We start from the raw sequence: 12,212 nt of genomic DNA, 5'->3' as shown, positions 1-12,212 counted from the left end.
CAGTTTTAGGGGCAAATTTGAGACGGTGTAAAAAAGCCCTATTTAAAGGCTTTTTTAGGCTATTTACATCCACCCTGAGGGAATCGAACCCCCATCTCAAGAACCGGAATCTTACGTGATATCCATTACACTAAGGGTGGAAACTTGTTTTATTATAACAGAAATTTGCTCTAATAACAAGTTTTTTTCTAGTGAGATAGCCCGTCTTAGTGGGAAGCATCCCCATTCCAGATAGAGTTTTTCACGATTACATAATCAACGTGTTTAAGGTCAGCAACCTGACGTCCACCTGCATAAGAAATAGCACTTTGAAGGTCTTGTTCCATCTCAGTTAAAGTGTCTTGCAGATGACCTTTGGCAGGAAGCAAGATACGTTTGCCTTCCACATTTTTGTAAGCACCTTTTTGATATTGTGAAGCTGAACCATAGTATTCTTTGAACTGTTCACCATCAACTTCAATCGTTTTCCCTGGACTTTCGATGTGTCCTGCAAAGAGGGAACCAATCATGACCATGCTGGCACCGAAGCGGATAGACTTGGCAATATCACCGTGAGTACGAATTCCTCCATCAGCAATGATCGGTTTACGCGCAGCCTTGGCACACCAGCGTAGGGCAGCCAATTGCCAGCCACCTGTACCAAAACCAGTCTTTACCTTGGTGATACAAACCTTACCAGGACCGATTCCAACCTTAGTGGCATCCGATCCAGCATTTTCCAATTCACGCACAGCTTCTGGAGTTCCAACGTTACCAGCGATTACAAAAGTGTCAGGTAATTCTTTCTTGATGTGCTGAATCATTGAGATCACACTGTCAGCATGTCCATGAGCAATATCAATCGTGATGTACTCAGGAGCATCATCCTTGAGCTGGCTAACGAAATCATACTCATAGTCCTTGACACCAACAGAAATGGAAGCAATGAGCCCTTGATCGTGCATACGTTTGATAAAAGGAATGCGCCCTGCTTCATCAAAACGGTGCATAATGTAAAAGTAACCGCCTTTAGCAAGCTGCTCTGCTACGTTCTCATCCAAAATCGTCTGCATATTTGCTGGCACAACAGGTAGTTTAAAGGTGTGATTTCCTAGGGTGACGCTTGTGTCCGCTTCTGCACGGCTTTTAATGACACATTTATTTGGGATCAATTGAATATCTTCGTAATCAAAAATTGGAAATTCATTTAACATATCGATGTCTCGTTTCTTTTATAATGACCTACCTATGCTTGCGCATCCCTACATCTTTTACCGACGTTTCCTTGATTTATTATAAACCAAAGTACAGTTTTTGTCAAATAATTTTATAAACAAAAATATATCGTTCGGATTTTACTTATATTAAAAACAAAAGAAAGAGGAGAGATTATTTTCTCCCCACTCCTTCTCTGTCCTAATAATACTCACCCTGACGGTAGTCCCATGAGTTAAAGGTATCTGCCAGGTGCATCATGATTTTATCAATGTCAAGCCCTTTACGGATAACTACTGGAGCTGGTGAGGTTGAACGGGCTCCTCCTTGTTCTGGGATGAGTTTTCCGTCCTTTTGATGTGGTGGTTCATGCAGCTCATTTGCATGACGCAAAATCAGGCTTTTTAGTGGCTCGCAAAGTGATGCTACAATTCCCAACCATCAAGGCTTTTTCAGCCGATGCTGGTTATGGCAAAAGCTCTGAGGAGATGATGGTGAAGGAGTTTGGTTGCCCAGTAGGTATTTCTGAAAAAATCAAGGGCAGCTGGCAAATCATCCCCAAACCTTGGGTTGTTGAGCGAACTTTTTCTTGGTTGAATCACTCTCGAAGATTAGCTAAGGATGTTGAAAAATCCCTATCGTCAGAGCTTGCTTTTGTCAAACTTTCACACATTAATCGGCTTTTAAAGGCTCTATCATTTTGTGAATACAGGTTCTAAGCCTTAAAAACTTCTTTTTTACGTGAACTTCCCCAGCTTTCTATAAATAGAATCCCCAATAGCAAAAAGATAATCAGGCAAGGAAGTAAGACTAGCCCCATACCCCAATTCAGATTGACATTATCAATTTGCTTAGGTAATCTTCCAGATAAAATCTCCACTGAACGCAAGTAAGTAAAGGGAATCAGATGTGCAATCTTTTGAAGAGGCTGAATGGTTTGGATGCCAAACAATAAGCCAACAATCCCAATGAGTGAAAGAAAGAGGATAGGCATTTTTTGCTTGAAAAAGTAAGCAATCAAGTAGACGACTTCCACAATGACGATAAAGGCTAAGAAAGCTAAGAGCAAGCTAGGAAATAACACATCCTGCATCTTTCCAATAGTTACCTCTTGGTTCACTAAGCTATAAATTGGGTAGGGATAATCTAACTGTCCAAAACCACTTATCAGACTTCCCACTAGGAAAGAAAAACCACAGATTCCGATAAACAGCACACTTACATAGCCCACTCCAACTCCAAGAGAGGACATGGCAAATGTCACTTTTGAAAAAGGATATAACTGAGCTGTGTCCAGATGATTTTGATATCTTTCTGCAAATAGTTGCGTTAGCATAAAAATAATAGCAACTACAAACAAGCTTGGGACAATAACCTCTAAAATCCAGACAATCTGGTCAATCCCGTGGGTCGGATAATCTAAATGGTGTGCTTTTATGTTCAAGGGATATAGTGCTTGGTAAGTCTTTCGTTCGCGGTCAACCCCCATTTTTAGTCCAGAGCTAGCAGTCGGGTCATTTGATACAAATTCATAATTCTTCTCTTCATCTTGCCACTGCAGATAGTAGGCTTCTTTCCAGCGCCCTTCTTTTAACAAAGCCAGAATTTCTGTCTTTCGCTTCAAAAGATTTTTTTGCAATTCTAAATCACTTTTAGCAATCTGGTATTCCTCCGAGCTGGTGTCAGACATTTGGGAGAGTTTCTCTTCATTTTCATTGATAGCTCTCTCGTTGGCTGGAAGATGAGTTTCCAACCGAGTCTCCAAGCTGTGTGAGTTTGCAGTCTGACTATTTAAATAAAAGGTGACACCGAGTACAGATGCAAATAAAGCTAAGATAATCCAGTTTAAGCGACTTTTGAAAACTTTTTTCAATAAAAATAGACCAACATCTTTCATAAACTAAACCTCTTCTATCTGCCCCTGATGAATGGTTAGGATTCTATCGCAGATATCAATCAACTCTTCCTTATAGTGGGAACTCAAAAGAACCAGCTGCTCTTGTCTATCGATTTGTGCTAGTCTATCAAAAAACTTCTGTCGATAATACTCATCTAAGCCATTTGTAATTTCATCCATAAGCCAGCATTTGGCCTGACTGAGGAAATACATGGCAATCACCAAGCGTTGCTTCATGCCTAAGGAATACTTGCGAATGGGAAGGCTGATATAATCAGACATTTCCCAGTAGGCGATTTCATCCCTCAAGTTCAGACCTGACTTCCAGATGTTTTTTATAAGGCGAAGGTAGTCCATCCCACTTAAGTTTCCATCCAGCCATTCAACACTCTCATAATAAAATAAAGAAGGAGGGGCTGCGATATTTCCGCTACTTATAGGAATTAAATTGCTAATGGCGCGGAATAGTGTCGTCTTTCCAGAGCCATTGATAGCAAGAAGACCATAAATCCTACCCTTTTTAAAGGTGAAATCCGCATCTTGCAAGATGACTTGTCGCGTCTTTAAGGTCACATGAGTAAGATGCAACATATCTAGCCCTCCTTTTTATCACTCTTTAAGGATTAATAGCCTCCGCTGTAGAGGTTTAGTACCTCATAACGACCATAGTTCCAGCCTCCGCCAACTTTATACTCAGAATAGCTGTAATAATGAGACCATTCCGGAATGTCCCTATATCTATATCCATGGAAATTCATACTAGACCTATAGAAGATATTCCAATCATACCGATAACTTTTAAGAACGCTTTTAGCAGATACACTAGACTGAAAAAGACCAAGTGATAACAAACTAGCTAATAAAACGACTTTTGCTGATTTTTTCATGTTTTTCACCTCACTAATATATTTACTTTCGAAAGCGCTTTAATTATATCATTTTTTTATTTGTTATGCAATAGTTTTTTTGATTTATTTTACTAATATATAATATTTGTCCTTCCTATCGAACGCTTTCAATCTTCCAACTATTCCATCCTTTAAAGCGTATAGCTCCATGCTGGTCAGTTCGGTAAATCTTACTCTTGATACCTTCCAATCGTGTCAAGGTTTCCTGATGGGGGAGTTTCGTTCGATTGTTCTTTCCAACTGAGATGAGAGTCATCTCTGGTTTGAGCTGTTCTAGAAAGGCTGAACTTGATGAGTGTTTCGAACCATGTTGACCAGCTTTCAAAACATCTACTTTCAAGTCTGGATAATGCTTCAGCAAGTCCTTCTCTCCTTTTTCCTCCAAATTGCCTGTGAAAAGAAAGTGCTTATCCAAGAATTTTCCATACAGAACTAGGGAGTCTTCATGCCCTCCATCTCCCATTTTCCTTGGGGATAGGACTTCTAACTGACTTCCGAAAATTGGCAAGTTCTCTCCTACTGTCACACTACGAACTTTAGTTTGAGTCGCCTGTAGTTCTGCCACAAATTCCTTCTGTTTCAAACTGCTTTTTGATACTATAATTTCACCCACATGGAAAGCCTTGGTCACCTCCAACAAATCTCCAACATGCTCCTTGTCTGTATTAGTCAAAACCAGCTGGTCAATCTTGGCTACTCCTCGACTTTTTAGATAGGGTATCAAGTTTCTCTGTGCATTGCTGGTCGTCGCCTTTTCTTGCCATTTTTCAATTTTCTTATTTGACTCTGCCTTGCCACCTACATCTATGAGAATGGTTTTCCCAGTTACATCCCGTAGGAAAAGACTCTCGCCTTGCCCTACATCCAGCATGGTAATTTCATTTTCCAGTGGATGCTTGCTCAAGAAAAAGAGAACCACAATAAGTAAGCTGAATCCAGCTGCTCTTTTGATATTTTTCCTCAAATCATAGACCAAAGCCAAAGAAAACAACAGTATCAGCAACAGCCATGTATTGGGTTGACCAAAAACTAGAGGCCTACTTGCCACCTGTGATACCAAGCGAATCATTCCCTCCAACCATTCAAAGATAAAGTTCAGCTGAATGACTGGATATAGAAAGGAAAGGGCAAATAAGATAGACAAGAGCGGTAAGAAGACCAAGTCAAAAAGAAAGGAAAAGACAAAGGTCAAGAGGATGGACCAAGGTTGAAATTCCGCAAAATAGAAGGACAGAATGGGCAATATTCCCAAGGAAATGACTAGACTTTCTCTGGCAATAGCCTTGAGACCCTCCCCTTCTTTGCTGGTCATGGTCAAGATAAAAGCATAAGCACATGACAAGACTCCTCCTGCTGTCAAGAAAAAGTTTGGCATGACAATAAAGAGGACAAGCACAGTCAGGGCAAAATTATCTAAGCCCTTAATCCCATGTTGAGCCAGTAACTTTTGCAAGAGACTGCGAATGACCGAAGCTGAAAATCCTGTCAGACCTGCATAGATAAGGGAAAAGGGATAGGTTAGCCACTTCAACTGTTCTTGGATCAAGCCCAATCGCAAGAGAAGTTTCTTAAATCCATTCATGAAAAAACCTACCTGCATGCCAGATAGGGCAAAGAGGTGGATAATTCCTAGACTGGAATAAAGCTCATTCATCTCCTCAAAGTCGGTGTCCAGATGTCCCAGCAAGAGTCCTGTCATGTAATTGCGCATAGGGTCTGGAAAGTGCGTCTTAATCCAAACCACAGCCTTTCGACGTAAACTGGACAAGTTTTCTCCTATATCCCAACTGCCAATCTTTTGAAGTGACTGGATTTTTTTGATATTGAGAGTCTGGTAAATTCCCTGAGTCTTCAGATAGGATTGGTAGTCAAAGCCACCAAAATTTCTCTGCCCTTCTAGTTCTGAAAGTTTTCCTTCAAGTTCTATCTCATGAACGTTTGTTAAGGTTTGAAATTGCTCTTTTTCATTCTCGGACTGGAGTTTATAATAGACTTGAAAAATTCGTCCATCAGACTTACCACGAAAGGATAGGCTATCACCATTAACCTTAATAGTGTCAGGCAAAATCCGCACCCTTTCAACAGAGTCCGCTAGGTTTTGACTAGCTTGACTCTGTTGCCAAGTTTGAAACAGAAACCAGAAGGCAAAGATTCCGCAAAGCACTAGAACTTTGCTAGCAGACTTCCACGGAAATTGGATAAAGAGACAGATTAGCAGAAAAACGAAGCCCAACAAAGCAAGATAGGATGCTGAGAAAATGGCGTAGTAAAACCAAAGCAACAAAAAGCTCAGATAGATTAGGGGAATAGGGAAACTCTTAGTCCACTGTAACATAGTCTTTTAACTTTTCTATGGTCTTTGCACCAATTCCAGAAACCTTCTTGAGCCCATCTACCGACTTGAATTTGCCATTTGCCTCACGATGGTCGATAATATCCTGTGCTCGTTTTCCTCCCAAGCCTTTGACCTGCTTTAGTTCTTCCAGACTAGCTTTATTAAGGTTGACCTTCTTTTCTTTACTTGTAGAAGGAGTCGTTCCAGAGGCAGCCTGCTGACTAGCTACTTCTTCTCCCTTAGTTGGAACATAGACAAGCGCCTCGTCACTGACTTTCTGAGCTAGATTGAGCGACTTGCTGTCTGCCTCATCTGTCAAGCCACCAGCCTTTTGAACCGCATCATTGACCCGACTACCTACTGGCAAGTCATAAATCCCTGGCGATTTGACAGCACCTTTGACATCTACTGTGACTAGATCTTGTTCAACCGGTTCTTCCTTCTTCACATCCTTTTCGGTCGATGAATCCTTGGAAACAGCTGCAACTTCTGCCTGTAAATTCGTTTCTTTTACAGGTGTTTGTGAAGTTGGTTTTAGTAGGAAAAATCCGCCTAAGACCAAACCTAAACCTGCGCAGATGACAATAATTTTATACTCTTTAACTTTCTCGATAATTGCTTCCATTTTTTCTCCTCTCTTAAATTATTCGCAAGAGGAAGAAAAAAACAGCTGAAAAATCTTTTCAACTGCTCACTTATTTATAAAATGGTCTGCCTTGGTCAAGACATAATGAACTCTTGTGACGACTCGTCCTGGTTCTTTTTTGTCCATTCTAGCATATGGTTCTTCGTGGGAAAAGTGCATACCTGATTTCTCCATGACTTTTCCTGATGCGGGGTTGTCTTTATCGTAAAGAGCGGTCAACTTGTTCATTCCAATCTTTTCAAAAGCCAGCTCAATCACGGCACGATTAGCTTCTGTCGTCAAACCTTGATTCCAATATTTTTTATTGATAATGTAACCAATAGCTGCCTTCTTAAGAACAGGGTCAATCTTGTGCAAATCAATAGTTCCGACAAACTGACCATTGCTTTTTAGTTCGATTCCCCACCGTCTCAAAGGATTAGCCAAGTAGAGCTGAGCGATGTTGTTCTTTGTTTCTTCTAAGCTTTGATTTGTTGGAAAAGTGTAGCGTGTATTTTCTCTGTCTGAGGCATACTCAAACATAGCTTCTGCATCATCCAAGGTTACAGGTCGGAGCAATAAACGCTCCGTTTCTATAGATGGATACTGGGCAAATTTCACAAATATTGATTCCATACTTTTTCCTCCATTAAAGCTTGATTCCCATTAGTATAGCATAAATAAATTTGGATAACAAGTCTCCCTTGCAATTTAAAACGGTTTCATACACAATAAAGTCATCACATTTTCGATTTATGAAATGGAATGTGACAACTAAAACAATCCCGTCAATTGAAAGATAGGTTATCTCTATGTTAATCGGAATCCCAAAAGAAATTAAAAATAACGAAAACCGTGTTGCCCTCACTCCTGCTGGCATCCATAGTTTAGTCAGTCGTGGACATCGTGTCCTCATCGAAACAAATGCTAGTCTCGGTTCAGGATTTACTGATGCGGACTATCAAAAGCAAGGAGCTGAGATTGTCGCTACTGCTACTGAAGCTTGGGCAGCTGAGTTAGTCGTAAAAGTAAAAGAACCTTTAAGTTCTGAATATGGTTACTTGTGCGACGTTCTTCTCCTCTTCACCTACTTGCACATGGCCACTGCTCCAGAATTAGCAGATGCTATGTTAGCAGCTAAAACAACAGGAATTGCCTATGAAACTGTTCGTGACAATCAAGGACAACTACCGCTCCTCGTTCCGATGAGTGAGGTTGCAGGTCGTATGGCTGTTCAAATCGGAGCTCACTTCCTTACTAAGCAAGCTGGTGGCTCTGGTGTTCTACTTGGTGGTGTCCCAGGTGTTCCAAAAGGAAAAGTAACCATCATCGGTGGTGTCGTCGGTACACATGTTGCCCACATCGCCCTTGGTCTTGGTGCTCAAGTGACTATTTTAGATATCAGTGCGAAGCGTCTCTCAGTTCTAGAAGAAGTCTTTGGAAACCAAATCCAAACTCTTATGTCTAATTCATTCAACATCGAAGCAAGTGTGAGAGATGCTGATGTGGTGATTGGTGCAGTTCTCATCCCTGGTGCCAAAGCACCGAAATTGGTGACAGATGAGATGGTCAAACAAATGCGCCCAGGCTCTGTCATCGTTGCCGTTGCCGTTGACCAAGGTGGCGTTATCGAGACAGCTGACCGTGTGACTACGCACGATGAACCTGTCTATGAAAAACACGGTGTTCTCCACTATGCCGTTGCCAATATCCCTGGTGCGGTTGCCCGTACTTCTACTATCGCCCTAACCAATGTCACTCTTCCTTATATCGAGGCTCTAGCTGGCAAAGGATTCGCACAAGCAATTGCTGAAGATGAGGGCTTGTGGTTACTTGACCAGCCTCCCAGTTGCTCAAGGTCTCGATAAAGATCACACGTCAATCGACGAACTTGTTTAAAGCTAGACACTCAATCAAGTAGGGGATAATCTCTAGCCCCTCTCACACCACCGTACGTGCCGTTCGGCATACGGCGGTTCAACTAACTTTTAACGCATGTCGTTCAAGGTAATAATCCAAACACGAAACCAGTCCACGTTTTTCAAGGACTGGTTTTGATATAGCACGCTTAAGTACCGACTTCTGAGCTACTAATTGATAGTGGTCGCCCCAGCCAGATACCTTATCTGCTATCCATTTAGGAACTCCTAACTTAAGCAATCCCCACAATCGTCTAGATTTCTTCTTCCATTGCTTCTAAATAATCACTCGTAGGCGAGTACGCAAGCGCTCATGAGACCTCATGGGATAAGTCGTGCATCTCTCCTCGTTTATACAAGATATGAGGACGTTAAAAGGTTTGTGTGAATTCAATTACTCTCGTGATTTACGCATATAGGTTACGACTAACTTTTGGGACTTTAGAGTTTCGTACCCCCTTATCCGCTATATACACCTTACTATCACATTCCTGTTTGTAGACCACGATTTCGCTATCCCTTCCTCTGACGATTCTTATTTCCAGCGTCAGACTTAAAACGGTCTATCCCCAGACCGTTTTAATCCGCTACCTCACGATAGTCAGGCTTGGGAATCGCTATTGGGTTCACCAGTAGCAGGTGCCCACGGAGGACTTACACCTCAGATATACGACATGCCCATCGTACTAAAAAACAGCTGTACAATTTCTTGCTCAGTTACTTTTTTACCCTATTTCCTAAATTATTTAGAATTTTCTTCTTAGTTACTTTACGAAACTTTACCATTCTTTAATGTATAAACTTTCTCATATTCATCCTGATGAAACTTATGGGCGATCTCTAAAATGGTAGCTGGCTGAGAAAATAGCAATTTATGGATTTCGTCTGCATTTTGCTTGTCCAGTGCGGCGTTGACTTCATCTGCTAGTAAAATTGGTCTTGGTCTCAACAGCGCTCTAGCAATATCGATTTTCATCATCTGTCCCCCTGAAAGATTATTTCCATCGAGATAATAATCAAAATCCTGACCCAGTTCATCCCATAGTTGAACCTTTTGCAGTACCTTTCTGATATCATTATCGTTATAATTTTGGTAAAGAGATACATTTGCCCGTAGCGTCCCTTTAAAAATATAAGGTTTTTGATGAATGGCAGATACCAAGTCATGACTTGGTGCATACTTCTTGCCATGCCCATCTAAAAAGCAAATCTCTCCGTCATAGTCTCTATCATCCCCAGTCAAGATGTGAAACAAGGTTGATTTGCCACTACCGCTGGCTCCTGTAAGCAAGACTCGATTCCCAGCTTCCATACTTACACTTATGTCATCAAAAATAATCTTATCTGCATATTTCTTGCTAACATTTTTTATAGATATTCCGAGAGTGGTTGGGAATGTTTCAGATACCTCTTCCCGTTTAATATCCTCTTGTAAAAGAATATTCAGCACTTTTTCTTTTACTACTGTCGCTGATTGAAGCGTAGAGGTTGCTTCCAAGAGTTGTTGCAATGGAGAAATCAGATTCATAGATGCTGTCATCATGGCAATCAAAACAGTCAAGGAAAGATGGGTGGTAGATATCATCACCATTCCAATCACAAAAGGCCCCACTAGCCCTAGGCCTTTCAAAGGACCTGTCCAAAACATAACCAAATTATGACTTGTATAGTAACGATATTGACCAGACTCCATCTGATCAATGGTATCATAAACATGTTGACAATATTCTTGGTCAGCTCTATTTGAAACAATAGTATCAATCCCTGCTGAAAAATCTGTGATATTGGCTAAACTGATTTCTCTAACTTTACTCAGTTCTTCACCACGTCTTTTCAATAGTTTATGAAAAACAAATTGAGGAATGATCATGAGAAAGCCACCTATGGTAAAGAGTAGACCAACCACAACATCCTGTGATACTAAATACATGACAGACACTAGGATAGAGGTGCCAAATATAGGATATAAAAAAAGTGGAGATAAATATTCCTTCCAAAACATTGGAATATCTTGGGTCAAAAAAGAATTAAATTCAGATGCTGAATACTCCAATCTTTTGTCTGCAAATAAACGCAAGGCTTTCTTAGAAATAAACAAATTGATATCTTTGATGATGGAACGTAGAAGAATGTTATTGAGGTACATGCAAATATAAATAAAGATAAAGAAAGTAAGACTCAACAGTCCAAAGTTTGCAATCATCCCTCTATTCTCAATGTCCACAGATCCGGCCATTTGGATAATCAGTGATATCAACAAGCCCTGACAAGAGTACAGTAAAGCAAAGATAACGAAACCAAGTAGTTTCCATTTTGAAATGATTTTTACGATTATTTTCATCTTAGTCAGCTTTCAATTCATAATTTATATTATTTGAACAAATTGATAACTCAAAATTATTCATAATATTTCTTCTCATTTTGAAGCATTTTTCCTCAAAACTAGTCTCATTGAAAATATCTCTCTTAGGGCAAGCTCCACCCTTACAAACTAGCAACAATTGACATTTTTGACATTTGGAGTCAAATTGATAAGAATGTACCCATCTTTTTTGATTGTTCTCGTTAATGACACTATTTCCTAGTTCACCTATTTTATTTTCTTCGTCATAAAGACTAACCGTACATTTTAATAGATTCCCTTTTGTGTCAATCGTATAAGAGTTTGATTTTTGAGCATAACATGATGAATAATTACTTCTGAATACAAAATCATCAAATAATCTGTACCCTAATTTAATTGCACTTTTTGATAATTCAAAAGAAACATCTGACTCAAATCGTTTTACCTCGTATCCCTCTTTTCTATCACCGCATCCCCAATCTCCTACATTTCGAAACAACAGATGAAATCGCTTATCATTTTTAAAAACCTGTGCATCTTCTAATAAAAATTTCTCAACATTCTTATAATTTTCCTGAGAAACATTCAAGCGAATCATAACGTGGAATTGAGATTCTAAATTTATTGCATTTTTTAAGTTTTTCATAATGCGATCATAGGAACCATGGCCATTTTTCAAAATACGCTGATTGTCATGCCCTTCACGAGAACCATCTACTGTAACTTGGTATGTTTTCACGTAACATTCTGTCACTAATCGATCTAATACTGTACGATTTAACAAATATCCGTTCGTTGTCATATCAGCGTGATAGCGAATTCCTAACTTTTGAGAAATTGAAATCAATTCTTTTGAAATATCTAAAATATCTCGATATCCTAGTAATGGTTCTCCTCCAAACCAAGATACATGTAAGTCTTCAAAGTTTTTCTCAGATAATTTTTGATTTACAAAATCTATTATTCCAGTTTTTTGAGATGTAATAGTAC

The 12,212-nt window shown here is 39.9% G+C and carries 11 protein-coding genes, 1 tRNA gene and 2 pseudogenes; 2 read left to right on the top strand and 12 right to left on the bottom strand.

Annotated features, from left to right (window positions below):
- Positions 1-68: 68 nt before the first annotated feature.
- The 3 genes from OVN21_RS05335 to OVN21_RS05325 all read right to left on the bottom strand — a co-directional run bounded on the left by OVN21_RS05335 (position 69) and on the right by OVN21_RS05325 (position 1,587).
- Positions 69-140, bottom strand: a tRNA-Arg gene (locus tag OVN21_RS05335).
- Between the two features lie 66 nt (positions 141-206).
- Positions 207-1,193, bottom strand: a complete 987-nt coding sequence (locus OVN21_RS05330; RefSeq protein ID WP_267247577.1) for a GMP reductase — start codon at positions 1,191-1,193, stop codon at positions 207-209.
- Between the two features lie 202 nt (positions 1,194-1,395).
- Positions 1,396-1,587 (bottom strand): hypothetical protein, encoded by a 192-nt coding sequence (locus tag OVN21_RS05325; RefSeq protein WP_323744036.1) that lies wholly within the window; start codon positions 1,585-1,587, stop codon positions 1,396-1,398.
- A 14-nt stretch (positions 1,588-1,601) separates the two neighbouring features.
- Here OVN21_RS05325 and OVN21_RS05320 point away from each other — a divergent pair, with 14 nt between their 5' ends.
- On the top strand, positions 1,602-1,913 hold the full coding sequence (locus OVN21_RS05320) for a hypothetical protein (RefSeq protein ID WP_323743977.1): 312 nt from the start codon (positions 1,602-1,604) through the stop codon (positions 1,911-1,913).
- On the opposite strand, the gene OVN21_RS05315 is transcribed toward OVN21_RS05320, so the two are convergent.
- The 6 genes from OVN21_RS05315 to OVN21_RS05290 form a co-directional block, all read right to left on the bottom strand.
- Positions 1,910-3,091, bottom strand: a complete 1,182-nt coding sequence (locus tag OVN21_RS05315) for a hypothetical protein (RefSeq protein WP_267247576.1) — start codon at positions 3,089-3,091, stop codon at positions 1,910-1,912. The two genes, OVN21_RS05320 and OVN21_RS05315, sit on opposite strands and share 4 nt — an antisense overlap.
- A gap of 3 nt (positions 3,092-3,094) precedes the next feature.
- Positions 3,095-3,682, bottom strand: coding sequence for an ATP-binding cassette domain-containing protein (locus OVN21_RS05310; RefSeq protein ID WP_267247575.1), 588 nt, complete (start codon positions 3,680-3,682; stop codon positions 3,095-3,097).
- Between the two features lie 32 nt (positions 3,683-3,714).
- A complete protein-coding gene (locus OVN21_RS05305) occupies positions 3,715-3,978 on the bottom strand; it encodes a hypothetical protein (protein ID WP_267247574.1) in 264 nt (87 codons plus the stop codon).
- 115 nt (positions 3,979-4,093) lie between these two features.
- Entirely contained in the window at positions 4,094-6,334 is a 2,241-nt protein-coding gene (locus tag OVN21_RS05300) for a DNA internalization-related competence protein ComEC/Rec2 (RefSeq protein WP_267247573.1), read from the bottom strand.
- Positions 6,318-6,959: a helix-hairpin-helix domain-containing protein gene (locus OVN21_RS05295; protein WP_267247572.1), complete on the bottom strand. Its 642-nt coding sequence runs from the start codon at positions 6,957-6,959 to the stop codon at positions 6,318-6,320. The genes OVN21_RS05300 and OVN21_RS05295 overlap by 17 nt, the downstream gene beginning before the upstream one ends.
- A 66-nt stretch (positions 6,960-7,025) precedes the next feature.
- A complete protein-coding gene (locus tag OVN21_RS05290; RefSeq protein WP_267247571.1) occupies positions 7,026-7,595 on the bottom strand; it encodes a GNAT family N-acetyltransferase in 570 nt (189 codons plus the stop codon).
- 176 nt (positions 7,596-7,771) lie between these two features.
- Between OVN21_RS05290 and ald the strand changes: the two are divergent.
- Positions 7,772-8,858: pseudogene (gene ald / locus OVN21_RS05285) on the top strand (alanine dehydrogenase).
- A gap of 78 nt (positions 8,859-8,936) precedes the next feature.
- On the opposite strand, the pseudogene OVN21_RS05280 reads toward ald, so the two are convergent.
- The 3 genes and pseudogenes from OVN21_RS05280 to OVN21_RS05270 all read right to left on the bottom strand — a co-directional run.
- Positions 8,937-9,191 (bottom strand): annotated as a pseudogene (locus tag OVN21_RS05280) (group II intron reverse transcriptase/maturase); the annotation flags it as partial.
- A gap of 456 nt (positions 9,192-9,647) precedes the next feature.
- A complete protein-coding gene (locus OVN21_RS05275) occupies positions 9,648-11,219 on the bottom strand; it encodes an ATP-binding cassette domain-containing protein (RefSeq protein ID WP_267247570.1) in 1,572 nt (523 codons plus the stop codon).
- Between the two features lies 1 nt (position 11,220).
- Positions 11,221-12,212: radical SAM/SPASM domain-containing protein (locus OVN21_RS05270; RefSeq protein ID WP_267247569.1), on the bottom strand; the 992-nt coding region annotated here is incomplete at its 5' end.

This window comes from Streptococcus sp. Marseille-Q5986, from assembly GCF_946902915.1.
Lineage (GTDB): Bacteria > Bacillota > Bacilli > Lactobacillales > Streptococcaceae > Streptococcus.
The sequence above is the reverse complement of the archived record's forward strand: the minus strand, read 5'-3'. Positions and strand labels throughout refer to the sequence as shown.